Genomic DNA, 24,665 nt, shown 5'->3' on the forward strand with positions numbered 1-24,665 from the left:
GGAGCGAGCCTGCTCGCGAAGAGGCCTGAACAGGCGCTGAAAGATTTCAGGCCTGAATGCTGACCAGACTCAACAACTGCCCATCCCGCACCCCGAACTGCGCCTCCAGTTCAGTACCGTTGCGCCATTCAGCGGACAAGTCCGTCAACAAGCGCAACCGGACTTCACCGGCTTCAGTCCACTCCAGCACTTCAGCGTGCTCGAAATAAAAGCGCTGCTGCACAATCGGGTACAGCGCCTTGAACAAACTCTCTTTCACCGAAAAGGTCAGCGTCACCCACAAGGCCAACTGATCGCGCGAGGCGGACGTCATGCGTTGCATTTCAGGTGGCGTCAGAATCTCCCCGGCCAGGCGCTCGGCACGTTCGGTGTTGAGCAGGTTTTCCAGATCCATGCCCAAACCGCGCCAATGCCTTTTGTTGGCGACAATCGCTGCCGCACGACCGGTGCTGTGGGTGATCGAGCCGCAGATATGCGCGGGCCATATCGGCGCGCGGTCTTCACCAATCGCTGGCACAACACTGCTGCCTTCCAGTTGCTCCAACGCCGCCCGGGCGCAAATTCGCCCGGCTAGAAACTCAGCCTGACGCTTGGCTACCGAACGTTGAATGCTCGGCGGCGCGACGACGGCACTGCGTTGAAAGTCATCGCCAAGCAGTCGGGCCGGGTCGAAATGGGTGCTAAGCAGCACGGTGTCGGCCAATACCGTCGGCAACGGCCAATGGCTGTCGAGCGCGGTGCAGCAGGCGGGAAGGGTAGGGGGGAGATTCATGGCGGGCATTTTGCCGGTTAGTCGAGACAAGGTCGAGATCGGCGGTGAAGCTTTCGCGAGCAGGCTCGCTCCCACAGGGGATCTACTGGGCGGCATAGATCCAGTGTGGGAGCGAGCCTGCTCGCGAAGGCCGCGCCGCGGTGTCGCTGATCAGCTAAAGATTTTCTGCAAGAACGCTTTCATGTCCGCCCAGGATTTTTCATCCGCGGCCTTGTTGTACCCGATGTCCGGGCCACCGTGCTCGCCATGGCTCAGGCGATCGGCATCCGGATTGGTGAAGCCATGCTTGGCGCCATCCAGACTGACAAATTTATAGTCAGCCCCGGCCTTGTCCATTTCTGCCTTGAACGCCGTGACGTTATCCGCCGTAACCATGCTGTCCAGCGCGCCGTGCTCGACCAGAATCTTCGCTTTCACACTGCCAAGCGTTGCCGGGGTCTTGGTCGCCAGCGCACCGTGGAAACTCACCACGCCCGCCAATGGCTCACCTTGCCGCGCGGCGTTGAGCACCACGCCACCGCCGAAGCAGTAACCGATGGCGGCGATTTTGTTGGCGTCGGTCTGCGGCTGTTTCTTCAGCAAGTTCAGCCCGGCCTCGAAGCGCTTGCTGGAAGCCGCCGCATCCTGGGTCGCCGCCTGCATGAACGCCATCGCATCTTTCGGGTGCTCGGTGTTCTTGCCTTCGCCGTACATATCAATGGCCAGGGCGCTGTAGCCGAGCCCGGCGAGATCGCGCGCGCGGCGCTTGGCGTAATCGTTCAGCCCCCACCATTCGTGCACAACGACGACGCCCGGACGCTTGCCTTTGATGGCGTCGTCGTAGGCGTAGTAGCCGATCAGTTTCGTGCCGTCGGCGCTCTGATAGGGGATTTCTTCAGTCTTGATCGCAGCCTGAGCAAGGCTGCTGACAGCCAGCAAGGTAAGGGCGAGGAACAGGCGCATGGTCGGGTCTCCTGACAGTAAAAGGTCAAAACAGCCTAGTTCATTTGGTTCAGGTCAGGTTCAGAGACGGTTCAGGGGCGGTACAGGGGGAGGTCAGTAACCTTGCGCCATACCCAAACAGCAACTGTGAAAGAGGAAATACCCATGACTCGTTTTAACAAACTGCTGCTGGCATTTACCCTGTTAGGCTCCAGCATCGCGGCCCAGGCCGACGACACCAGCAACTTTGCCGGCCTGACGTTCGGTCAGACCAGCAACAAGATCGACAAGTCCCACGCACTGAACAACAACCTCGACCACCCGAACGCCACCGGCGCGATCGACGGCAACAACACCTACGGCGTTCGCCTCGGTCAGCAAAACAGCCAGGGTCGCTACTACGCCACCTACGACAACGTGTCGGGCTCGCACAATGGCATTAAACTGCGTCAGGAAAATCTGCTGGGCAGCTACGATCTGTTCTATCCGGTGGGCGGCAGCACCAAGCTGTTTGGCGGTGCCACGGCTGGTTTGACCAAGCTGACTCAGGATTCGCCAGGCTACAGCCGCGACAGTGACATCGGTTACGCCGTCGGCGGCCAGTTCGGTGTGTTGCAGCAAGTCTCGCAAAACACCTCGGTCGAACTCGGTTACCGTTACCTGATGAGCAACGCCAGCACCGAGATGAAAGAGAGCGGTGGCAGCAAGCAAGGTTCGCTGGATTTGAACAGCAGCGCGCAGACTTACCTGTCGGCTAACTACAATTTCTAAGGAGTTGCCAGCAGGTTCAATGTGGGAGCGAGCCTGCTCGCGAAAGCGGTGAATCAGTCGATCAATTTATCGACTGACACACAGCCTTCGCGAGCAGGCTCGCTCCCACAGGTGTGTTTTTGGAGATTCTGGATTTACCCGGGAGAGCGTTATGAAACTGTTGGTCGTCGAAGATGAAGCGCTGTTGCGCCATCACCTGCAAACCCGCCTGACGGAAAGTGGTCACGTGGTCGAATCCGTGGCCAATGCCGAAGAGGCTTTGTACCAGACCGGACAGTTCAACTTTGACCTGGCGGTGATCGATCTCGGCCTGCCGGGCATGGGCGGTCTCGACCTGATTCGGCAGTTGCGCGCGGGCGGCAAAACCTTCCCGATCCTGATCCTCACCGCGCGCGGCAACTGGCAGGACAAGGTCGAAGGTCTCGCCGCCGGCGCCGACGATTACGTGGTCAAGCCGTTCCAGTTCGAAGAACTCGACGCGCGTCTGAATGCCTTGCTGCGCCGCTCCAGCGGTTTCACTCAGTCGACCATCGTCGCCGGGCCGCTGCTGCTCGACCTCAATCGCAAACAGGCGACCCTCGACGAGCAACCGCTGGCGCTGACCGCCTACGAGTACCGCATCCTCGAATACCTCATGCGCCACCATCAACAAGTAGTGCCCAAGGATCGCTTGATGGAGCAGCTCTACCCGGATGACGACGAGCGCGATCCGAATGTCATCGAAGTGCTGGTCGGCCGTCTGCGCCGCAAACTCGAAGGCCCGGCCGGGTTCAAGCCGATCGACACCGTGCGTGGCCTCGGTTACTTGTTCAATGAGCGCTGCACTTGATTCGTTCCCTTCGCGTTCGCTTGATGCTCGCCGCCACCACGTTGGCGGTGTTGTTCATGCTCGCCTTGCTCCCGGCCATGCAAGGCGCGTTCAGCCTCGCGTTGCAGGACTCGATCGAGCAGCGCCTGGCCTCCGATGTCACCACGCTGATCTCTGCCGCGCGCATCGAAAACGGGCGGCTGGTGATGCCCAATCAGTTGCCGGACGAGCGCTTCAACCTCACCGACTTCCGTTTGCTCGGCTACATCTACGACCGCGAAGGGCATCTGGTCTGGCGCTCGAAAGCCACCCAGGAAGAGCAGATCAACTACAAGCCGCGCTACGACGGGCTCGGTAACGAGTTCGCGCGGATTCGTGAAACCAATGGTCAGGAATTCTTCGTCTACGACGTCGAAGTCAAACTGCTCGGCGGTAAAAGCGCGGCATTCAGCATCGTTGCCCTGCAACCGGTGCGCGAATATGAAACCACCCTCGAAGGCCTGCGTGAAAATCTCTATCTGGGCTTCGGTGCTGCGTTGCTCGTGCTGTTGGCGCTGTTGTGGATCGGCCTGACCTGGGGCCTCAAAGCGCTGCGTCGGCTCAGTCAGGAACTCGACGAAATCGAAGGCGGCACCCGTGAAAGCCTCACCGAGCAGCATCCGCGCGAGTTGCTGCGCCTGACCGGCTCGCTCAACCGCTTGCTGCACAGCGAACGGCAGCAACGTAGTCGTTATCGCGATTCCCTCGATGATTTGGCGCACAGCCTGAAAACGCCATTGGCAGTGTTGCAGGGCGTCAGTGAAGACATGGCCCAGCGTCCGGAAGAACGCGATCAGGCGTGGGTGCTGCAAAGCCAGATCGAACGCATGAGCCAGCAGATCAGCTATCAACTGCAACGGGCCAGTTTGCGCAAAAGCGGACTGGTGCGACATCAGGTGCGCTTGCAACCGGTGCTCAAAAGCCTTTGCGACACGCTGGACAAGGTGTATCGCGACAAGCATGTGCGCGTGGCATTTGATTTGCCCGAGCATTGTTATGTGCCGATCGAGCAGGGCGCGCTGCTGGAAATGATGGGCAACTTGCTGGAGAACGCCTATCGACTGTGTCTGGGCGAAGTGCGCATCAGCGTGCGCGAGACCCTCGCCGGAATCGAACTGTGCGTCGAAGATGACGGCCCGGGCGTGCCGCCGGATCAGCGTGCGCGGATTCTGGAGCGTGGTGAACGACTGGATGCTCAGCATCCGGGGCAGGGGATCGGGTTGGCGGTGGTCAAGGACATTATTGAAAGCTACAACGCCAAACTCGCACTGGGCGATTCGCCGATGGGCGGGGCGGCGTTCAGGATTCATTTTCCGGCGGTGTGATTGCGAGTGCCCTCACCCCAGCCCTCTCCCAGAAGGAGAGGGGGCCGACCGAGGTGTCTGGCGCTATACATCGACCTGAAATAGCCAATCGATTATGGATTCAATCGCGAAGTTTCAGGTCGGCGTACTTCTTGAGCATCCCTCAATTAGCCCCCTCTCCCTGAGGGTGTCTGGCGTTTTACATCGACCTGAAATAGCCAGTCGATTTTGGATTCAGTAGAGAACGTTCAGGTCGGCGTACATCTTGAGCATCCCCCAATCAGTCCCCTCTCCCTCCGGGAGAGGGTCAGGGTGAGGGGCTTTTGATTTATAGCCTCATTGCTCCTGCGCCCGATAAGCCCCCGGCGTCAGCCCCGTCCACTTCTTGAACGCCCGATGAAACGCCGACGGTTCGGAAAACCCCAACTGCTCGGCAATCTGCTGCAGCGACAGATCCGCCCGGCCCAAATGATAAATGGCGATATCCCGCCGCAACTGATCCTTCAACTCCTGAAAACTGGTGCCTTCCTCACGCAAATGCCGACGCAGGGTCTGCGGGCTGATGTGCAGATGCGCCGCGACCGCTTCCAGATCCGGCCAGCGCGCCGTGTCGCGGCTGAGCAAACGGCGCAGGCGGCTGCTCAGGCTGTCGCCGTCGTCCGGGCGAGAGAGCAGGTCGGCGGGGGAGCGTTCGAGGAAATGTTTGAGGGTGCGTTCGTCCTGCAACAGCGGCATGTGTAGATATCTGCTGTGGAACAACAGGCTGCTTTGATCGGTGCCGAAGGTCAGCGGGCAGGGGAACAGCAGGTCGTATTCGGCGCCGTGATCGGGACGCGGATAGCTGAAGGTTGCCTGTTCGAGGCGAATTCGCTGGCCAATCAGCCAACTGCCGAGGCGATGCCAGATCACCAGCAGGCTCTCGGTGAGAAAGTGATCCGGGTCCCGCATCTGCGAATCATCGAGGCTCAAACGCACCCATTCGTCTTCGCGACTGAGGCTCAGGCGCGGGGCTCCGGGGAATAGGCTATAAAACAATAAGCCGCGCTGCAGCGCTTTTTCCAGATTGCGGCAGTGAATCGAGGCATGGCACATCATGGCGAAACTGCCGGGTTTGCTCGGTGCGTTGCCGAAACCCAGGTATTCGTCGTCCAGCGCCAGCCACAGACTCTGAATCAGTTGAGTGAACTGCTCAGGAGCAATACGTGCACGGGGCTCATCGAGCAATTCCGGGCTGATGCCCAGTTGCAGCAGCAGGCCCGAGTAATCGAAACCCACGCGGCGTGCGCCTCCGAGGGCGGCACGGGCGAAATGACTGGCGATGGTGCGTTCGCGCATAAGCGGCAGATCCTTCCTCAGGCGCCGGATGGTAGCGGCGGGCTGGACGCATCGGCAAGGCGGATTTCCGCCAAATTGTAGGACGAGAAGCGGCGAGTTGGCGGAAATCCGCCACACTTGAGTCACCGGATGGTGACATCCGCGGACCTGTTAACCCTGATATCAAAAGGCTTGCAGCTAATCGCACCAAAGTGGCACGAGGTTTGCGATACAAGCCACAGAAGCGTGCGTTGCTCCTCATGGAAAACGCTGCTCCAACAACAAATCCCTCCAGTGCAGGAGGGTTCGCAATTCAGGTTTCGCGGTCAACAGATGGATGTTGCCACGCGAGGCTCTTGAGGAAATCTGCAATGACGACTCGTCAGCCACTGTACAAATCCCTGTATTTCCAGGTGATCGTTGCCATCGCCATCGGCATCCTGCTTGGTCACTTCTACCCTCAGACCGGTGTAGCCCTCAAGCCGCTGGGTGACGGGTTCATCAAACTGATCAAAATGGTCATCGCCCCGATCATCTTCTGTACCGTTGTCAGCGGCATCGCCGGCATGCAGAACATGAAATCCGTGGGCAAGACCGGCGGCTACGCGCTGCTGTACTTCGAAATCGTTTCCACCATTGCCCTGCTGATCGGTCTGATCGTGGTCAACGTTGTGCAACCGGGCGCCGGCATGCACATCGACGTCACCACCCTGGACGCCTCGAAAATCGCCACTTATGTGACGGCCAGTAAAGACCAGAGCATTGTCGGTTTCCTCCTCAATGTAATCCCGAATACCATCGTCGGCGCGTTCGCCACCGGTGACATCCTGCAAGTGCTGATGTTCTCGGTGATCTTCGGCTACGCCCTGCATCGCCTGGGTTCGTACGGTCGTCCGCTGCTGGACATGATCGATCGCTTCGCCCACGTAATGTTCAACATCATCAACATGATCATGAAACTGGCGCCGCTGGGTGCTTTCGGCGCGATGGCCTTCACCATCGGTGCTTACGGCGTCGGCTCGCTGGTGCAACTGGGCCAGTTGATGATCTGCTTCTACATCACCTGCATCCTGTTCGTGGTGGTGGTGCTGGGTGCGATCTGCCGTGCTCATGGTTTCAGCGTGTTTAAACTGGTGCGTTACATCCGTGAAGAGTTGTTGATCGTACTGGGCACGTCCTCGTCGGAATCGGCACTGCCACGCATGCTGATCAAGATGGAGCGTCTGGGCGCGAAGAAATCCGTGGTGGGTCTGGTGATCCCGACCGGTTACTCGTTCAACCTCGACGGTACTTCGATCTACCTGACCATGGCGGCCGTGTTCATCGCTCAAGCGACTGACACCCACATGGACATCACCCACCAGATCACCCTGCTGCTGGTATTGCTGCTGTCCTCCAAAGGCGCCGCCGGTGTGACCGGTTCGGGCTTCATCGTGCTGGCCGCGACCCTGTCGGCGGTCGGTCACCTGCCGGTGGCCGGTCTGGCGCTGATCCTCGGTATCGACCGCTTCATGTCCGAAGCCCGCGCACTGACCAACCTGGTCGGTAACGCAGTAGCCACCATCGTGGTTGCCAAGTGGGTCAAGGAGCTGGATACCGATCAGCTGCAAACCGAGCTGGCCTCGGGCGGTCGCGGTATCTCCGACGAGCGTGAAGAAGATGACCTGGGTGTGGCTGAAGGCCCAACCCCAAGCAATGTGAAGTAAGCACTGCTGGCCTGGAAAAACCCGCTTCGGCGGGTTTTTTCTTGCCTGCGATTTGAGCGTAACGGTCACACCTGCTGACATTTCCGGTGATTGCTGTACGTGGCATCGCTGCCTAGGCTGAGTGCATCGCTTAAGGAGTTCGCCCATGTCTGCACCGCTGGCCTCACTGAAAATCCTCGATTTCTCGACCTTGCTGCCGGGGCCGTTCGCCTCGCTGTTGCTGGCGGACATGGGCGCCGAAGTGTTGCGCATCGAGTCGCCGACACGCATGGATCTACTACGGGTATTGCCGCCGCATGATGGCGGAGTATCGGCCAGCCACGCCTACCTCAATCGCAACAAGCGCAGCCTGGCGCTGGACCTGAAACAGCCCGCAGCGCTTGAAGTGGTCAAGCAACTGCTGGTCGATCACGACATTCTCCTCGAGCAGTTTCGCCCTGGAGTGATGGAACGTCTGGGCCTGGGCTATGAAGCGCTGAAGGCGATCAACCCGAAGCTGATCTACGTGTCGATCACCGGTTACGGCCAGACCGGGCCGTACAAGGATCGCGCCGGGCATGACATCAACTATCTGGCGCTGGCTGGGCTTTCCAGTTACACCGGCCGCGCCGACAGCGGGCCGTTGCCGCTGGGCATGCAAGTGGCGGATGTCGCCGGTGGTTCGCTGCACGGGGTGATCGGTTTGCTCGCGGCGGTGATTGCCCGTCAGCAAACCGGGCAGGGCACGCATCTGGATGTCAGCATGACCGATTGCGCGTTCAGCCTGAATGCCATGGCCGGGGCCGGGTATCTGGCGTGCGGTGAAGAGCCTGAATGGGAAGATCAGATGCTCAACGGCGGCAGCTTCTACGATTATTACCGCTCTCGCGATGGCCGCTGGATGTCGGTGGGCAGTCTGGAACCGGGCTTTATGCAGCAGCTGTGTACGGCTTTGGGGCGGCCGGAGTTGGCGGCGCAGGGCTTGTCCTCAAAGCCTGAGCAGCAGCGGGCGTTGAAATACGCGCTGACGGTCGAGTTCGAAAAGCATGACTTTGCCGAACTGTGTGAGATGTTTGCCGGGATCGATGCGTGTGTCGAACCGGTATTGAGTCTGGGGGAGGCGGTGCGTCATCCGCAATTGCAGGCTCGGGAACTGGTGACGCAGGTGCCGCGTGGGGATGGCACGACGCAGACGCAGATGGCGTGTCCGTTGAAGTTTTCCGAAGCGTTGCCGGCACCGCGGCATGTTGGCGCGGTGTTGGGGCAGCATACGGATCAGGTGTTGGCCGAGTTGGGGATTAGTGCTGAGCGGATTGCTGAATTGCGGCGGGCCAAGGTAATTCTCTAGTGCTTGTACAGGCCCCATCGCGAGCAGGCTCACTCCTACAGGGGAACGCATTCCAAATGTAGGAGTGAGCCTGCTCGCGATGGCGCCAGTCAGGGCAACACAACACTGACTATTCCACCCGCATCTCACCACTGAACACCAAGGTACTCCGGCAGCGGCGACACAAATACCGCCGCCCCTGCCGCACCAGACTATGGCGCTGCGCCGAAAACGGAAAATCGCTGTCGGCGCACGGGCATTTGTAGATATAGCGGGTCACGCTGCGGCGTTTGATTGCATAGGTGTGGCAGCGATCCGGCGGCAGTTCGTAAACCCCGCGCATGATCAATTGCCATTCCTCGCCATGCGGCTGGATACGGTCGCCAAACAACTGATGGGCGATCAGGTGCGCGACTTCGTGGGCCACGGTCTGCTTGAGGAAGTGTTCAGCGTTTTCCCGGTACAACTGCGGATTGAAGCGCAGCAGGTTCTCGTGCAGATGCGCGACACCGGCTTTTTGCCCGCGCAGCTTGAGGCTGACGACAGGGCGCGGGAAAGAACGTTTGAAAAAGGATTCAGCGAGTTGGTAACAGTCTTCGACGCGGGTATTGAGTTGCTCGGGCATGCTTGATGGATCTCCAGAGGCGTCGAGTATGCCGCAACCCTGTGGACTTGCGAATCGCCGAGCTGCCGAATGGTCATCCTTGAAACGACAAGGCCGCCTTGCGGCGGCCTGTGATCAGCCTGTCGAGTCAGTTTGTATACACAGGCCCGACGCCCAGCCCCCAGACAATCACGGTGAATGCCATGATGGCGACCAGCACTACCAGACCCACCGCCAGCACCGAGCTTGAGAATAGAAAACCTTCGTCCGACGGAATATTCATGAATGTCGGCAGCCCCACATACAACAGATAAACCGTGTAGCAGATGGCCGCCGTACCGACGATCATCCCCAGCCACATATGCGGATACAGCGCCGCTAGACCGCCGACGAACAGCGGTGTCGCAGTATAAGTGGCAAATGCGACACAACGGGCCAGACTCGGGTTGGCGTCATAGGTACGCGCCATCCAGTGCACGAAGGCACCCATGACCGCGACCCCGCCGAGCATGGCCAGGTACGACATGATCGTCATCCACAGTGCGCTTTCAAAGGTCAGCATCACCGGTGCGCGGTTGCCGATCACCCAGCCAACCTGAGTGGTGCCGATAAACGCCGAGATGGCGGGGATGGCCGCCAGGATCAGCGTGTGGGTGAGGTACATGTGGCTGATGCTTTCCTCTTGGTCGCCACGGATCTCCTTCCATTCCTGATCGGGGTGGGTAAAAAGTCCCACTACGTGATGGATCATGCCAGTCACTCCTCTTGTTATTGCCATCGCCCCCCAACGGAGCGCCTACGGGCCAAGGTGGCCGAGCAAATACAGGTCTTCAGATTGTGTGCGACCTTATGTCGCAGTATAGAAAGGTCTTACCCGTACAGGTATTAGGGGCTTAGAGCAAATTGCGCTGTAAACACAGGGCTTAATCGCCTTGGGGTCTGTAAAGAATGCAAACTTGGGCCTCGACAACCTGTGCCCACAACGCCGGGGTTTTTGCGTAAAATGCCGGCCTTTCGTCACACCTCACGGATTTCGCGTCATGGGCACTCTTACGGTCAACCAGAACAAACTGCAAAAGCGCCTGCGCCGCCTGGCCGGCGAGGCTGTCGCCGATTTCAACATGATTGAAGACGGCGACAAGGTCATGGTCTGCCTGTCCGGCGGCAAGGACAGCTACACCATGCTCGACGTGCTGCTGCACCTGCAGAAGGTTGCCCCGATCAAGTTCGAGATCGTCGCGGTGAACATGGACCAGAAGCAGCCGGGTTTCCCCGAGCACGTGCTACCGGCTTATTTGAAAGAGCTGGGCGTCGAGTACCACATCGTCGAGAAAGACACCTATTCGGTGGTCAAAGAACTGATCCCGGAAGGCAAGACCACTTGCTCGCTGTGCTCGCGCCTGCGTCGCGGCACGCTGTACACCTTCGCCGACGAAATCGGCGCGACCAAAATGGCCCTCGGTCACCACCGTGACGACATCGTCGAGACGTTCTTCCTCAACATGTTTTTCAACGGCTCGCTCAAGGCAATGCCGCCAAAGCTGCGCGCCGACGATGGTCGCAACGTGGTAATCCGTCCGCTGGCGTACTGCAACGAGAAAGACATTCAGGCTTACTCGGACTTCAAGGATTTCCCGATCATCCCGTGCAACCTCTGCGGTTCGCAGGAAAACCTGCAGCGTCAGGTGGTCAAGGAAATGCTGCTGGACTGGGAGCGCAAGACCCCAGGCCGAACCGAAAGCATCTTCCGCAGTCTGCAGAACGTGATCCCGTCGCAACTGGCCGACCGCAACCTGTTCGACTTCACCAGCCTGAAAATCGACGAGACCGCGGCTTCGCGCTTCGTTAACGTCGTCAATTTGTAAACACCTTCAAATGTGGGAGCGAGCCTGCTCGCGAAAGCGGTGTTTCATTCAACTGATTTGTTGACTGAGACTCCCACTTCGCGAGCAGGCTCGCTCCCACATTGGTTTCTTCGCTTCATTCAATAGGAGAGGGCATGCGCGATTACAAGTGGCTGCACGAATACTGTCTGAACCGCTTCGGTTCGGCGGCTGAACTGGAAGCCCATCTGCCCGTTCCCAAAACCCCGGCGCAACTGCGCAAGATCAGCGACGACCGCTACCTTTCAACCATGGCCCTGCGCGTGTTCCGTGCCGGCCTCAAGCACAGTCTGGTCGACGCCAAGTGGCCGGCCTTCGAAGAAGTGTTCTTCAAGTTCGACCCGGAAAAAGTCGTGTTGATGAGCGCCGAGCATCTCGAGCGTCTGATGCAGGACGCGCGGATCATTCGCCATTTGGGCAAACTGAAAAGCGTGCCGCGCAATGCCCAGTTCATTCTCGATGTGGAGAAGGAGAAGGGCAGTTTCGGTGCGCTGATTGCCGACTGGCCGGTGACCGATATCGTCGGCCTGTGGACCTATCTGAAAAAGCACGGTCATCAATTGGGGGGACTATCAGCGCCACGCTTTTTGCGCATGGTCGGCAAGGACACCTTCGTGCCGAGCTACGACGTGGTCGCGGCGCTGAATGCACAGAAGATCGTCGACAAGGCGCCGACCAGTTTGCGCGATCTGGCCATTGTGCAGGATGTGTTCAATCAGTGGCATGAGCAGAGCGGCGGGCGGCCGATGAGTCAGATTTCGATGATGCTGGCTTACACCGTCAATCATTGAATAGCTAAAAGATCGCAGCCGTCGGCAGCTCCTACAGGGAAACGCATTTCAAATGTAGGAGCTGCCGAAGGCTGCGATCTTTTCAATCAGGCGACGGAGATTTCGCCTTCGCCAGCCAATTTACGATTCAACTGATACCGCCACCGCACATACAACAGCGCCGAGCAGAACACCGCCAGGCTCGCGATCATCTCCAGCACACCAAACCACTGGCGGCTCGGGTCATACGCCGCCAGTGCGCCCTTGATGAAATACAGATTCACCACAAAACACATCCACGAATGCCCGCGGGCGCTGCCCATGATCATCGCCGGGGCAAGGACGACCCACGGGATCAGTTCGACCAGTAGAATCACCCACGGTCGCGCGCCGTGCAGGTCGGCGAACAGCAGGTAGTAGGCCGCGAGCAGACCGGCGAGGGCAAAAAAGCTCAGCAGGCTGAGCGCCCGCATCGCCTTCACTCGCGGCTCAAGCCATTCGACCGAGGGCAGGACTTTCGGCTTCTTCGCCACTGTCAGCCCTCCAGTTTCTGCGCAGTCCTGGCCAAGCGCAGACCCAGCGCACGGCACAGCGCCACTTCATGCTGATCGAGGCCTTTTTTGCCGTCAGCCCCAGCGTGATGACTGGCACCGTAAGGCGTACCGCCACCCTGAGTTTCCAGAAGCGCCGACTCGCTGTACGGCAGACCGGTGATCAGCATGCCGTGGTGCAACAGCGGCAACATCATCGACAGCAAGGTGGTTTCCTGACCTCCGTGCAGACTGGCGGTAGACGTGAACACACCGGCCGGTTTACCGACGAGGGCGCCGGTCAGCCACAGATTGCTGGTGCCATCGAGAAAGTACTTCAGCGGCGCGGCCATGTTGCCGAAACGCGTCGGGCTGCCGAGGGCCAGCCCGGCGCAGTTCTTCAGATCATCCAGGCTCGCGTACAGCGCGCCTTCGTCCGGGATATCCGAAGCCACGGCTTCACATTCGGTGGAAATCGCAGGCACCGTACGCAAACGGGCTTCAAGGCCGGCCTGTTCGACACCGCGCGCAATCTGCCGGGCCATCTCGTTGGTCGAGCCGTTGCGGCTGTAATACAGCACCAGAATGTACGGCGCGCTCACGGCAACAACTCCAGGATATTTTCCGGCGGACGACCGATGACGGCTTTGTTGCCGACTTCGAGAATCGGTCGCTCCATCAGTTTTGGATGCTGGGCGATGGCGTCGATCAATTGCGCTTCGCTGAGGCTTTCGTCAGCCAGTTGAAGCATTTTGTATTCATCTTCCCCGGTGCGCAGCAACTGACGGGCGCTGATCCCGAGCTTGCCGAGCAGGGCCTTGATTTGCGCCGCATTCAGCGGGGTTTCGAGGTAACGCACGACGTTCGGGGTCAGGCCGCGGGCTTCAAGAAGTTCCAGCGCGCCGCGGGATTTCGAGCAGCGCGGATTGTGATAAAGCGTCAGATCGGTCATGGCGGGTCGCTTCTGGCGTAAAGTGGTGGCTATTCTAACTGTGCAGCGCGCAATCCAGAACCTTCGGAGGCAATGGGTCGCAGGCGCCTTCAAATTTTCACAAGGAACACGACATGACACGGCGATTGGCAGCGGCATTGACGGTAATCGGGGCGTTGATGCTGGGGGGCTGCGGCAACGACTACGGCATTGACCAGAACGGTCAGAAGGTCGCGTCGGAGCGTCTGGACAAACAATGGGTGGTGCTGAACTACTGGGCCGAATGGTGCGGCCCGTGCCGGACCGAGATCCCGGAGCTCAACCATTTGGCTGATGAGCTGAAGAGCAAGAACGTCGGCGTGTTCGGGGTCAACTTCGACAATGTGCAGGGTGTGGAGCTGAAAGATGCCAGCGAAAAGCTGGGCATCAAGTTCACCGTGCTGGCGCAGGATCCGGCGGAACTGTTCGAGTTGCCGCGCAGTGAGGCATTGCCGGTGACGTACATCATCGACAACAAGGGCAAGGTGCGTGAGCAGTTGATGGGCGAGCAGACGGCGGCGGGGGTGATGGCCAAGCTGGAGGCGTTGCAGGCGACCAAGTAACGTCAAAAGCCCCTCACCCCAGCCCTCTCCCGGGGGGGAGAGGGGGCTGACCGAGGTGTCTGGCATCCTCCATCGACCTGAAAAATCCAGTCGATTATGAATTCGCCACAGCGGAACTCGGTCGATTATGGATTCGGCATAGGCCGTTCAGGTCGGCGTAGCTCTCCAATATCCCCCAATCAGTCCCCTCTCCCTCTGGGAGAGGGCTAGGGTGAGGGCTTTGGCGGCCTGAGGCTTAACCCTCTTCCAGCCACCAACGCAGAGGCTTGCCTTCAGCCGGCCAGAAACGCATCTGCTCGATCGGCGAGATGTCCCAGCGCTCGACATGCTCCAGCGCCTGCAGGAAGCGTTGCTCCTGCTCCATCAGTGCCGGTGCACAGAGCTTGCGGGTCTTGCCGATCTTGCCGAAGGTCAGCTTGTCACCGTCCAGCGTATACGGCGCGAACCAATGGTTGCAGCCACCGTTGCCGTAGGCGCGGCCATCATCACCCAGGGTCACGGTCAGATGGCTGTAATCCATCAATGGCCGCTCACCGATCCATTCCAGAATGTAGCTGCGGTTTTGCTGCAGTTGCACTGGCTCCGCAGCGCACCCCACCAGACCCACACCGACCATAGCGGTCAGGGCAAAGCGTTTCATCACGCAGGCTCCTGGCATTTCGGGCACAGGTGCTTGTCGCCAACGGCTTTCCAGCCCAGCTCGGCGATGCGTGCGGTGGCGGCCGGTTTCTCGGCGGCTTTGCCGAGTTTGGCGTCCACCGCGAATTCGAAGCTCAGCTCTTTGGCGCAGCTGTCGCAGTTGACCTGCCAGGTGTGGATTGCCAGTTCACCGAACACCGGGCCCGTAGTCATCGCGGTCCATTGGCCCGGCGGATTGATCAGGTGGCGGACGGTTTCAACGGTCAGGCGCATGGACAAGTCCTTGCTGCCTTTGAGGGTGACCAACAGCGCGTCACCGATACGAATCGAGCCACCATTGCCGGTGACCTGATAGCGGCCCGGAACGAGGGCGCGGCATTCGGTGAGGGTGTGTTGCGGGTTCATCAGGGTGTAGCGGAAATCGTGTTCGACCATGGGTCCTCCAAATATGCGCGACATGCTAGCACGGGCTTGATTGCAGAATGATGCGCGCGTGCGACCTTCGATCCGGTTCAAATGCCGCGACACTCATGGCAAACTGCCGGCCTCGAATCTGAAGGAACGGAACATGGCGCTGATCGAATGTTATGAATGCAAAAAGAGCATCAGCTCCGAAGCCGATGCGTGCATTCATTGTGGGGCTCCAATGGCGGAGCAAGCAGTACACGCGCAGACCGTAGTCGCGCCTGTTCAGGCTGCGACAATCTCGTTCGGCAGTCTGCCGCGTAACAAGGCTGTGCCCGAAGTCAGTGCTCCAGCGCCTGAGCCGCAACCTTTGCCGAAAGTCATGCCCGCCGCCGCGCGGCGTCGGCGCCAGCAGCCCACCGAGCAACCGGCCACTGAGCAGGCCAATGCCGACGGCAGTCGTCCGGTGGAAGGCTGGCTGAAGATCATGATCTTCCTGCTGCCGATGTTTTTCGTCTGGTTCCTGCTGCGCTACGGCCACTCGATGAAACAGCGCTTTTTTGGCTTCGGCTGGCTGGCATTGCTGATTCTGGCGTCCTCGCTTTCCCCGAAATAAGCTGAAAAGCGCTCAGCCTACGACCTGGTTCTGTGGCGTTCCCGCCGCCCAGGTCGCGATGTTGTGCAAGGTGGTTGCGGCAATCGCACCCAGCGCTTCATGCGTCAGAAAGGCTTGATGCGCTGTAATGATCACGTTGGGAAAGGTCAGCAATCGCGCCAGCACATCGTCCTGCAAGGGCAGGTCGGAACGATCCTCGAAAAACAGTTGCGCCTCTTCTTCATAGACATCCAGACCCAGATAACCGAGTTGGCCGTCCTTCAATGCGTCAATCAGGGCCGGGGTGTCGATCAGACCACCGCGACCGGTATTGATCAGCATGGCGCCGGTTTGCATGTGCGCCAGTGAATTGCGGTTGATCAAGTGTTTGCTCTGCTCGTTGAGCGGGCAGTGCAGGCTGATGATCCGCGACTGCGCGAGCAGTTCCGGCAGGCTCAGATAGCGTGCACCCAACGCCAGAACATCCGGGTTCGGAAAGGGATCGTAGGCCAGCAGTTCACAGCCGAAACCGTGCATGATTTTCGCGAAGGTCGCGCCGATCTGACCGGTGCCGACGATCCCCACGGTTTTACCGACCAGGTCGAAACCGGTCAGGCCATGCAGGCTGAAATCGCCCTCACGGGTGCGGTTATAGGCCCGGTGCAGACGGCGGTTGAGGGCGAGGATCAGCGCCACCGCGTGTTCGGCCACCGCGTGCGGCGAGTAGGCAGGTACGCGCACCACGGCCATTCCCAGGCGTTTCGCGGCGGGCAGATCGACATGGTTGTAACCCGCCGAGCGCAGGGCGATCAGGCGTGTGCCGCCAGCGGCCAGACGCTCGAGCACTGGAGCGCTGAGGTCGTCATTGATGAAGGCGCAGACCACTTCATGTGCGTCGGCCAGCGCCGCCGTATCGAGGCTGAGTCGGGTCGGTTGAAAGTGCAGTTCGACACCCGCCGGGCAATCGGCGGCGAGGAAGCTGTCGCGGTCGTAGGTCTGGCTACTGAAAACGAGCGTGCGCATGAAATCCTCCTGGAGCATCGACACGGATTGAATCACCCGAACTCACTTTAGCGCTGCCGGTGTTGGCCAGCATTGCCGTGGATCAGGCGCTGATCTTCGCTTGCGCCGCGAGGCGGTTGATCGCGAGCTCCAGTTCTTCCAGCGCTGCCACGGCTTTCGGGTCGTCCTGCTTGAGCAGGGTTTCGCTGCGCTGACAGGCCGCGCGCAATTGCGGTACGCCGCAATAACGGGTGGCACCGTGCAGACGATGGACGCGTTCGATCAAGGCATTCTGGTCGCGGTTTTCGCAAGCCGTGCGAATGGCTTCGCGGTCGGCTTCAAGCGAGGCGAGCAACATGGCCAGCATGTCCGCCGCCAAGTCAGCCTTGCCGGCGGCCAGGCGCAAGCCTTCCTCATGATCAAGCACCGGTAGTTCATTATTGCCCGCCGCACTGTCGCTGATCCGCTCCGGCGCTTGATTGCGCAATGCCAGCCCGGTCCATTTCAGTACCACCTGGGCCAGTTGCCGCTCGCTGATCGGTTTGGTCAGGTAGTCGTCCATACCGCTTTGCAGCAGCGCGCGTTTTTCGTTGGCCATGGCGTGGGCGGTGAGGGCGACGATCGGCAGCGGCGTGCAATGCCGTTCGCTTTCCCATTGGCGAATGGTTTCGGTGCTTTGGCGGCCGTCCATGCCCGGCATCTGCACGTCCATCAGCACCAGATCGAAGGATTCGCTTTGCACCGCTTTGACCGCCGCGTAGCCGCTTTCCACGGCGAGCACCTTGGCGCCCATATCTTCGAGCAGGGTCTGCACCAGCAGCAGGTTGGCCGGGTTGTCGTCGACACAAAGCACTTTCGGCGCACGGCTCGACAGCGGTTCGCCCGGCTCATTGCGCGGCTGACGCGGGTTGACCAGATCGGCCAGCGCGCGACGCAATTTGCGCGTGCAGGCCGGTTTCGCTTGCAGTTGGCTGTGCGGGTTCGGCACCGATAGATGAAACAGTGTCTGTTCGGTGGTCGGGCACAGCACCAGTACTTTGCAGCCTAGGTGTTCGAGGTCCCAGATGTGCTGGTTCAAACGCTCGGGCAGCATGTCGTTGCTGGTGATGCCGATGACCGCCAGATCAATCGCCTGATCGGTCTGGTGCGCGCCGGTGACGCCGTTGGTCAAGGTTTCGAGGGTGTTGAATGGCGTGACATCGAGGCCACAGTCCTCCAGTTGATGCTGCAAGGCCTGGCGCGCCAGTTCGTGATTCTCCAGTACCGCCACACGGCGCCCGAGCAGCGGCGCCGAGGGCAAGTCTTCGGCATCATCACGGGTCTTGGGCAGGCTCAGACTGATCCAGAACTCCGAGCCTTCGCCCGGCGTGCTGTCGACGCCGATTTCACCGCCCATCTGTTCGATCAGGCGTTTGGAAATCACCAGCCCCAGACCGGTGCCCCCTGGTTGCCGCGACAGCGAGTTGTCCGCCTGACTGAATGCCTGGAACAGTGCACGCACGTCCTGAGTGGACAAGCCAATGCCAGTGTCCTGAATACTGATTCGCAACTGCACACTGTCTTCGTGTTCTTCTTCCAGCATCGCTCTGGCGACGATAGTGCCTTCGCGGGTGAACTTGATCGCGTTGCTCACCAGGTTGGTGAGGATCTGCTTCAGACGCAGCGGGTCACCGACCAGCGACAGCGGCGTGTCGCGATAGACCAGACTGACCAGCTCCAACTGCTTGGCGTGCGCGGCCGGGGCGAGGATGGTCAGGGTGTCCTGCAGCAGGTCGCGCAGATTGAACGGAATATGGTCGAGCACCAGCTTGCCGGCTTCGATTTTCGAGAAATCGAGGATTTCGTTGATGATCCCCAGCAAGCTGTCGGCGGATTTTTCGATGGTGCCCAGATAATCGAGCTGGCGCGGGGTCAGTTCGCTTTTCTGCAACAGATGGGTGAAACCGAGAATGCCGTTGAGTGGCGTGCGGATCTCGTGACTCATGTTGGCGAGGAATTCGGATTTGATCCGGCTGGCTTCCAGCGCCTCTTTGCGCGCCAGATCCAGTTCGATGTTCTGGATTTCGATGGTTTCCAGATTCTGCCGGACGTCCTCGGTGGCCTGATCGACACTGTGTTGCAGTTCTTCGCGGGCGTTTTGCAGGGTGCCGGCCATGCGATTGATGCCCGAGGCCAGCTCATCCAGCTCCTGACTGCCGAGCGGCGGCAAACGTGTTTCCAGATGGCCGTCTTTGAGTTGCGCGACGGCTTGTTTGATCTGGCTCAGCGGGCGATTGATGGTGCGGCCCATGCGCAACGCCAGCAGTGCCGCGCCGGCCAGACCGGCGGCAATCAGCAGCAGGCTGGCAAACAGGCTGCGATAACCGCGCAGCAGCATGCCGTTGTGCGATAGCTCCAGCTCGACCCAGCCGAGCAAGCGGTCAGACTCTTGCGGGATCAATTCGCCAGCGAGATTGCGATGCTTGCCGAATACCGGCATCAGGTAACGCGTCGCGTCATTGCCGCTGCGCCGTTGCAAATGCGCGCTGTCGCCGCTGGGCGCCTGATTGAGCATGGTTGGCCCGGCGTGAGCCAGTGGCGAGCGATCCGGGGCGAGGAAGGTCACCGCGCGCACGTCCGGTTGTTCAAGGGACTGCGTGGCAATGCGCTCCAGCAGATCGCTGTTGCCGTGACCCATGGCGGGGGCCACCAGCGGCGCCAGTTGCTCGGCGATCATCTCGCCGCGCTGCATCAATTGGCTCTGCAAGTCGGACTGCTGCGTCCAGGTGAAATAACCACCCAGCACCAGCGCCATCAGGCTGGTCGGCAACAAGGTCAGCAACAACACGCGACCTTTGATTCCCAGTTTCTTGAGCACGCCTATCTCCTGCATCCCGCTGATCTGTTGACTCATGCGTGCATCCGGCACGCGACATGGGCGCAGTGTAGCGATTTGCTCGCGGGCAATCTTCGGAAAAATGCGCTCGCGTCGGGGCAGGGCCGCCGCTGTTCGTTTGTCGGCTGGGCCAACCTTGAGTTGCCCGATCCCCGGCAATCTTGAATAATCACTCTCAACTGAGAATTACTTGCAGATACTCATGACTCCTGTTTCCGGCCAGCCACGCATTCTTTCCATCGAAGACGATCCGGTGCTCGGCGCCTATGTTCACGAACATCTGGGCCGCAGCGGCTTTCAGGTGACCTGGTGCCAGAACGGCCAGGAAGGCCTGAGCATCGCCAAACGCCAGCCGTTCGACGTGGTGCTGATGGATATTCTGTTGCCGGGCATGGATGGTTTGAATGTGCTGACGCAGTTGCGCCAGAGTCATTCGACGCCAGTGCTGTTGATGTCGGCCCTCGGTGCCGAGGCGGATCGCATCAGCGGTTTCCGTCTGGGCGCCGATGACTATTTGCCCAAACCCTTCAGCATGGCCGAGTTGCATGTGCGCATCGAAGCGATCCTGCGTCGGGTTGCGCTGGATCGGCGCCCGGCCGAGCCTGCGATGCCCGTAGCCGCCGGTACGCTGAGGTTCGATGACGAACAGTGCGATGTGTTTTTCCGCGAGCAACCCGCCGGGCTGACCCGCAGCGAATTCCGCTTGCTGGAAACCCTCAACCGCAATGATGAGGAAGTGCTGAGCAAAGCCTTCCTTTATCAGCACGTTCTGCAGCGCGGCTACGCGGCCCACGACCGCAGTCTCGACATGCACATCAGCCAGATCCGCCGCAAACTGAAAGCCATCGGTTACACCGAACGTGAAGTGCGCACCGTGTGGGGCAAGGGTTACGTCTTGAGCGCTGCTGATGAAGCGGTCTGAACTGCCGGGGCGGCATTCGCTGTTCTGGAAACTGGCGTTTTTGCTGGTGGCTTTCTGTTTGTTGATGATCTGGCTGAGCTGGTCGTGGGGCCGTTATATGGAGGAGCGCAACCAGTTCCTCTCCGACGAAGCGCGCGGCACCCTCAGCCGTTATGCCGCGCAAGCGGAACAGGCGTGGCAGCACGGCGGACGCAGCGGTGTCGATGACTGGTTGCAGAGCATGGAGTTGCGCGAAGCCAGTTGGGTCGGCGTCATCGGTGGCAATTTGCAGTCGCTGAGCAGTGATCCGCTGAATGAGCAGGAAATCCAGCACCTGACGTTCTTGCGCGGCCTCGACTGGCCGATTCACAAAAAGAACCGGCCGTGGCTGCGCATACCTTTCCCTAAAGAGCCGTCCGCCGGCAGCCTGGTGATCGAATTGCCCGAGCGATTTCTGCCGGGTAAATATCGGTTGTTCTGGCGCGTCATCACCAACGGCGTGATCCCGGGGTTGTTTACTTTGCTGCTGTGCGTCGGTCTCTATCGTCTTCTGGTAGTGCCGCTGAACAACTTGCGCGAACAGGCCAACGCCTGGCGCGCCGACCAGTTGAATGTGCGGTTGTCGAGCGGCATCACCCAGCGTCCGGATGAACTTGGAGAGCTGGCGCGAGCGTTCGACTCGATGTCCGAGCGCCTGCAATCGACCGTGGCTCTGCAACAGCAACTGCTGCGTGATCTGTCCCACGAATTGCGCACGCCGCTGAGCCGCTTGCGTGTCGCCAGTGAAAGCGAACAGAGTCTGGTGCAACTGCGCGAGCGCATCGGTCGTGAAGTTGACGGTATGCAAAGACTGGTCGGAGACACCTTGCAACTGGCCTGGCTCGATACCGACCGCACGCCGCTGCCCGAGGAAGCGATCCAGATTCAGGCCCTGTGGGAAATGCTCACGGATAACGCCTGTTATGAAAGCGGCTGGCCGAGTCTGCAATTGCAGTGTTCGGTCGAGGCGTCGTGTTGGGTGCGTGGCAACCTGAATACGCTGGCGCAGGCGCTGGAGAACATTTTGCGCAACGCCATTCGGCATTCGCCTGCGGGTGGGATTGTGCGTCTTGACGGACGGCGCGATGGCGATTTCTGGCACCTGTGGCTGGAAGATCAGGGTGGCGGCGTAGCGGAAGCTGATCTGGAACGGATCTTCTCGCCGTTCACCCGGCTGGATGGCTCGCGGCCCGGGGACGGTGGTTTTGGTTTGGGGCTGAGCATTGCGCGCAATGCCGTGCAGCGTCAGGGCGGAAGTATTTGGGCGGAGAATGGCGGGGCGGGATTGCGGCTGAATTTACGGTTGCTGGCGGATGATTGTGTTGCGCCGTCTGACGCTTTCGCGAGCAGGCTCGCTCCCACATTGGAACTCGGTTCGCCGCAGATTGTGTGATCAACAGTTAATAGTGTCATCACTGCTGACACTATTCTGCGAATGACACTACTCCCTGTGGGAGCGAGCCTGCTCGCGAAGAGTCTCTGCGCATCACCACCAATGAAAATGGCTCAACACAATAGTCTCACCAGTGGTGAGACTATTGTTCCTTATTCCCATAAACCATAAGCACCGCACTTTGCGTGATATGGCCTGCGCGGGTTTGCCGGTATGATAGGCGCCCCCGCACGTCTGGATTGCGAATACGCCATGACCCTGCAGTACCCAACCATCGCCGATTGCGTCGGCAACACTCCGCTGGTGCGTTTGCAGCGCCTGCCCGGTGCTACCAGCAACACCCTATTGCTCAAGCTCGAAGGGAACAACCCGGCGGGTTCGGTCAAGGACCGTCCGGCGTTGTCGATGATCACTCGCGCCGAGTTGCGCGGGCAGATCCACGCCGGCGATACGCTGATCGAAGCGACCTCGGGCAACACCGGGATCGCGCTGGCCATGGCCGCCGCGATCAAGGGTTATAAAATGATCCTGATCATGCCGGACAACTCCAGCGCCGAGCGCAAAGCGGCAATGACCGCGTACGGTGCCGAGCTGATTCTGGTCAGCCAGGAAGAAGGCATGGAAGGCGCGCGCGACCTCGCCCAGCGGATGGAAGCCGAAGGCCGTGGCAAGGTGCTCGATCAGTTCGCCAATGGCGACAATCCTGAGGCGCACTACACCACCACCGGTCCGGAAATCTGGCGTCAGACCCAGGGCACCATCACCCATTTCGTCAGTTCGATGGGCACCACCGGCACCATCATGGGCGTGTCGCGCTACTTGAAAGAGCAGAGCGACAGCGTGCAGATCGTTGGTCTGCAACCGATGGAAGGCTCGGCCATTCCGGGTATCCGCCGCTGGCCGCAGGAATACCTGCCGAAGATTTATCAGGCTGATCGTGTTGATCGCATCGTCGACATGGCGCAAAGCGAGGCCGAAGACGTCACCCGGCGTCTGGCCCGTGAAGAAGGCATTTTCTGCGGCGTGTCCTCGGGTGGTGCGGTGGCAGCGATGCTGCGCCTGTCCAAAGAAGTTGAAAACGCGGTGATCGTTGCGATCATCTGCGACCGTGGCGACCGTTACCTGTCGACCGGCATTTTCGACGCGCCCAACTGATGGCCAAGCACGAGAGAGGCCTGCGCTTCCAGCCCACTGGCGGCAGCAAGGCCGTGCAAATCCCGACCGGCAAAAAGCAGCGCTTGAGCATCGAGCGCCTGGCCAATGACGGGCGCGGTATCGCGTTTTTCGAAGGCAAAACCTGGTTCGTCCTCGGCGCCCTTGCCGGTGAAGAGGTCGAAGCGCGGGTGCTCGGCGCCCACGGCAAAGTGGTCGAGGCGCGTACCGAGCGCGTGTTCAAGGCCAGCGAACTGCGCCGCCCGGCACCGTGTCAGCACGCCGGCCGTTGCGGCGGTTGCAGCGTCCAGCATTTGCCCCACGACGAACAGCTTGCCCTGAAACAGCGCATGCTCGCCGAGCAATTGTCGCGTGTGGCCGGTGTCGAACCTGAAGAGTGGGCAGCACCGCTGACCGGCCCGGAATTCGGCTATCGCCGTCGCGCCCGGATTGCAGTGCGCTGGGACATGAAGGCGAAGAAACTCGAAGTGGGTTTCCGTGCCGCCGGCAGTCAGGACATCGTCGCCATCAACGAATGCCCGGTGCTGGTACAGCCCTTGCAACCGATCATGACCCGTTTGCCGGAGATGCTCCGTCGGCTGAGCAAGCCGCAGGCGTTGGGGCATGTCGAGTTGTTCAGCGGCTCGTCACTGGCGGTATTGCTGCGGCATATGGCGCCGTTGTCCGAAGCGGATCTGACCATCCTCAAGGACTTCTGCCAGTTCCATCAGGCGCAATTGTGGCTGCATGGCGAAGGCGAGCCGCAACCGGTGGATGCCAGCCAGTCGCTGGGCTATCGCCTGGAACAGTGGGATCTGGATCTGGCGTACCGGCCGGGCGACTTTATCCAGGTCAACGCCGGCGTCAACGAAGCGATGGTGGCGCAGGCGCTGGACTGGTTGAAACCGGGCAGTGACGAGCGCGTGCTGGACCTGTTCTGCGGCTTGGGCAACTTCGCTTTGCCGTTGGCCAAGTCCGTGCGCGAAGTGGTGGCAGTCGAAGGCGTGCAGACCATGGTCGATCGTGCCGAAGCCAACGCCGCTGGTAACAATTTGCATAACACAAAGTTTTTTCAAGCCGATTTATCCCAGCCTTTGACCGATGCCCAGTGGATCGGAAACGGCTTTTCTGCGGTACTCTTGGACCCACCGCGTGACGGTGCTTTCGAGGTGGTTCGCAAGCTGGCGACCCTGGGTGCCAGACGGTTGGTGTATGTGTCGTGCAACCCTGCAACTCTGGCGCGCGACACGGTCGAATTGATCAAGCAGGGCTACCGGTTAAAACGTGCCGGGATTCTCGATATGTTTCCTCAGACGGCACATGTCGAGGCCATGGCGTTATTTGAAGCGAGCCAGGATGGCTCGTCTGAATCCGCCTGACCTGTCCGCGCAGCGCTCGCTTTA

Annotated in this window: 25 protein-coding genes; 13 read left to right on the forward strand and 12 right to left on the reverse strand. The window is 60.0% G+C overall.

What is annotated here, in order from left to right:
- Positions 1-46 precede the first annotated feature (46 nt).
- Together ACOYXE_RS00990 and ACOYXE_RS00995 are read right to left on the reverse strand one after the other, a co-directional pair.
- Positions 47-772: a 4'-phosphopantetheinyl transferase family protein gene (locus ACOYXE_RS00990; protein ID WP_160059072.1), complete on the reverse strand. Its 726-nt coding sequence runs from the start codon at positions 770-772 to the stop codon at positions 47-49.
- 150 nt (positions 773-922) lie between these two features.
- Entirely contained in the window at positions 923-1,714 is a 792-nt protein-coding gene (locus ACOYXE_RS00995; RefSeq protein ID WP_160059071.1) for a dienelactone hydrolase family protein, read from the reverse strand.
- A 144-nt stretch (positions 1,715-1,858) separates the two neighbouring features.
- On the opposite strand from ACOYXE_RS00995, the gene ACOYXE_RS01000 reads away from it, so the two are divergent.
- The 3 genes from ACOYXE_RS01000 to ACOYXE_RS01010 all read left to right on the forward strand — a co-directional run bounded on the left by ACOYXE_RS01000 (position 1,859) and on the right by ACOYXE_RS01010 (position 4,636).
- Positions 1,859-2,464 carry a hypothetical protein gene (locus ACOYXE_RS01000; RefSeq protein WP_160059070.1) on the forward strand — a complete coding sequence of 202 codons (606 nt, stop codon included), beginning with the start codon at positions 1,859-1,861 and terminating at the stop codon, positions 2,462-2,464.
- 151 nt (positions 2,465-2,615) lie between these two features.
- Positions 2,616-3,293 (forward strand): response regulator transcription factor, encoded by a 678-nt coding sequence (locus tag ACOYXE_RS01005; RefSeq protein ID WP_016987432.1) that lies wholly within the window; start codon positions 2,616-2,618, stop codon positions 3,291-3,293.
- The gene (locus tag ACOYXE_RS01010) at positions 3,290-4,636 is read left to right on the forward strand and encodes an ATP-binding protein (protein WP_016987433.1); all 1,347 of its coding nucleotides are present in this window, start codon (positions 3,290-3,292) and stop codon (positions 4,634-4,636) included. The genes ACOYXE_RS01005 and ACOYXE_RS01010 overlap by 4 nt, the downstream gene beginning before the upstream one ends.
- Before the next feature lie 315 nt (positions 4,637-4,951).
- On the opposite strand, the gene ACOYXE_RS01015 is transcribed toward ACOYXE_RS01010, so the two are convergent.
- On the reverse strand, positions 4,952-5,950 hold the full coding sequence (locus ACOYXE_RS01015) for an AraC family transcriptional regulator (protein ID WP_460927374.1): 999 nt from the start codon (positions 5,948-5,950) through the stop codon (positions 4,952-4,954).
- 350 nt (positions 5,951-6,300) lie between these two features.
- On the opposite strand from ACOYXE_RS01015, the gene ACOYXE_RS01020 reads away from it, so the two are divergent.
- Positions 6,301-7,635: a dicarboxylate/amino acid:cation symporter gene (locus tag ACOYXE_RS01020; protein ID WP_007917521.1), complete on the forward strand. Its 1,335-nt coding sequence runs from the start codon at positions 6,301-6,303 to the stop codon at positions 7,633-7,635.
- Positions 7,636-7,780: 145 nt separating this feature from the next.
- On the forward strand, positions 7,781-8,962 hold the full coding sequence (locus ACOYXE_RS01025) for a CaiB/BaiF CoA transferase family protein (RefSeq protein ID WP_460927376.1): 1,182 nt from the start codon (positions 7,781-7,783) through the stop codon (positions 8,960-8,962).
- Between the two features lie 109 nt (positions 8,963-9,071).
- Here the strand turns inward: ACOYXE_RS01025 and ACOYXE_RS01030 are convergent, their stop codons facing one another.
- Both ACOYXE_RS01030 and ACOYXE_RS01035 read right to left on the reverse strand, forming a co-directional pair.
- On the reverse strand, positions 9,072-9,566 hold the full coding sequence (locus ACOYXE_RS01030) for a SprT family zinc-dependent metalloprotease (RefSeq protein WP_064391623.1): 495 nt from the start codon (positions 9,564-9,566) through the stop codon (positions 9,072-9,074).
- A 127-nt stretch (positions 9,567-9,693) separates the two neighbouring features.
- Positions 9,694-10,296 (reverse strand): Yip1 family protein, encoded by a 603-nt coding sequence (locus ACOYXE_RS01035; protein WP_102901694.1) that lies wholly within the window; start codon positions 10,294-10,296, stop codon positions 9,694-9,696.
- A 289-nt stretch (positions 10,297-10,585) separates the two neighbouring features.
- Here ACOYXE_RS01035 and ttcA point away from each other — a divergent pair, with 289 nt between their 5' ends.
- The gene (ttcA, locus tag ACOYXE_RS01040; protein WP_460927379.1) at positions 10,586-11,410 is read left to right on the forward strand and encodes a tRNA 2-thiocytidine(32) synthetase TtcA; all 825 of its coding nucleotides are present in this window, start codon (positions 10,586-10,588) and stop codon (positions 11,408-11,410) included.
- 134 nt (positions 11,411-11,544) lie between these two features.
- The gene (locus tag ACOYXE_RS01045; RefSeq protein ID WP_160059065.1) at positions 11,545-12,219 is read left to right on the forward strand and encodes a DNA-3-methyladenine glycosylase I; all 675 of its coding nucleotides are present in this window, start codon (positions 11,545-11,547) and stop codon (positions 12,217-12,219) included.
- An 86-nt stretch (positions 12,220-12,305) separates the two neighbouring features.
- Here ACOYXE_RS01045 and ACOYXE_RS01050 read toward each other — a convergent pair whose 3' ends face one another.
- From ACOYXE_RS01050 to arsC, 3 genes are read right to left on the reverse strand one after another with little or no spacing between them, the layout of a single operon-like run.
- A complete protein-coding gene (locus tag ACOYXE_RS01050) occupies positions 12,306-12,731 on the reverse strand; it encodes a DUF2069 domain-containing protein (RefSeq protein WP_405123066.1) in 426 nt (141 codons plus the stop codon).
- A gap of 2 nt (positions 12,732-12,733) precedes the next feature.
- Entirely contained in the window at positions 12,734-13,330 is a 597-nt protein-coding gene (gene wrbA, locus ACOYXE_RS01055) for an NAD(P)H:quinone oxidoreductase (protein WP_405123067.1), read from the reverse strand.
- Complete coding sequence (gene arsC, locus ACOYXE_RS01060) at positions 13,327-13,680, reverse strand: arsenate reductase (glutaredoxin) (RefSeq protein WP_160059062.1); 354 nt, start codon at positions 13,678-13,680, stop codon at positions 13,327-13,329. The genes wrbA and arsC overlap by 4 nt, the downstream gene beginning before the upstream one ends.
- 113 nt (positions 13,681-13,793) lie before the next feature.
- On the opposite strand from arsC, the gene ACOYXE_RS01065 reads away from it, so the two are divergent.
- Positions 13,794-14,261, forward strand: coding sequence for a TlpA disulfide reductase family protein (locus tag ACOYXE_RS01065; protein ID WP_160059061.1), 468 nt, complete (start codon positions 13,794-13,796; stop codon positions 14,259-14,261).
- 235 nt (positions 14,262-14,496) lie between these two features.
- Here the strand turns inward: ACOYXE_RS01065 and ACOYXE_RS01070 are convergent, their stop codons facing one another.
- Positions 14,497-14,901 carry an META domain-containing protein gene (locus ACOYXE_RS01070; RefSeq protein ID WP_123453349.1) on the reverse strand — a complete coding sequence of 135 codons (405 nt, stop codon included), beginning with the start codon at positions 14,899-14,901 and terminating at the stop codon, positions 14,497-14,499.
- Positions 14,901-15,335, reverse strand: coding sequence for a hypothetical protein (locus ACOYXE_RS01075; protein WP_093442198.1), 435 nt, complete (start codon positions 15,333-15,335; stop codon positions 14,901-14,903). The genes ACOYXE_RS01070 and ACOYXE_RS01075 overlap by 1 nt, the downstream gene beginning before the upstream one ends.
- Before the next feature lie 133 nt (positions 15,336-15,468).
- Here ACOYXE_RS01075 and ACOYXE_RS01080 point away from each other — a divergent pair, with 133 nt between their 5' ends.
- A complete protein-coding gene (locus tag ACOYXE_RS01080; RefSeq protein ID WP_160059059.1) occupies positions 15,469-15,921 on the forward strand; it encodes a hypothetical protein in 453 nt (150 codons plus the stop codon).
- Between the two features lie 12 nt (positions 15,922-15,933).
- Here ACOYXE_RS01080 and ACOYXE_RS01085 read toward each other — a convergent pair whose 3' ends face one another.
- On the reverse strand, positions 15,934-16,923 hold the full coding sequence (locus ACOYXE_RS01085; protein ID WP_460927384.1) for a 2-hydroxyacid dehydrogenase: 990 nt from the start codon (positions 16,921-16,923) through the stop codon (positions 15,934-15,936).
- 82 nt (positions 16,924-17,005) lie between these two features.
- Entirely contained in the window at positions 17,006-19,759 is a 2,754-nt protein-coding gene (locus tag ACOYXE_RS01090) for a response regulator (protein ID WP_160060126.1), read from the reverse strand.
- A gap of 220 nt (positions 19,760-19,979) precedes the next feature.
- On the opposite strand from ACOYXE_RS01090, the gene ACOYXE_RS01095 reads away from it, so the two are divergent.
- From ACOYXE_RS01095 to rlmD, 4 genes are all read left to right on the forward strand, one after another.
- Positions 19,980-20,699 (forward strand): response regulator transcription factor, encoded by a 720-nt coding sequence (locus tag ACOYXE_RS01095; RefSeq protein ID WP_405123070.1) that lies wholly within the window; start codon positions 19,980-19,982, stop codon positions 20,697-20,699.
- Positions 20,686-22,110 (forward strand): histidine kinase sensor domain-containing protein, encoded by a 1,425-nt coding sequence (locus ACOYXE_RS01100; RefSeq protein ID WP_460927386.1) that lies wholly within the window; start codon positions 20,686-20,688, stop codon positions 22,108-22,110. The genes ACOYXE_RS01095 and ACOYXE_RS01100 overlap by 14 nt, the downstream gene beginning before the upstream one ends.
- 252 nt (positions 22,111-22,362) lie before the next feature.
- Positions 22,363-23,265: a cysteine synthase CysM gene (gene cysM / locus ACOYXE_RS01105; protein ID WP_026000780.1), complete on the forward strand. Its 903-nt coding sequence runs from the start codon at positions 22,363-22,365 to the stop codon at positions 23,263-23,265.
- Positions 23,265-24,641: a 23S rRNA (uracil(1939)-C(5))-methyltransferase RlmD gene (gene rlmD, locus ACOYXE_RS01110; protein ID WP_405123072.1), complete on the forward strand. Its 1,377-nt coding sequence runs from the start codon at positions 23,265-23,267 to the stop codon at positions 24,639-24,641. Before cysM ends, rlmD begins: the two co-directional genes overlap by 1 nt.
- The last annotated feature ends 24 nt before the right edge of the window (positions 24,642-24,665 follow it).

The sequence above is a fragment of the Pseudomonas sp. MC6 genome (assembly GCF_054790575.1).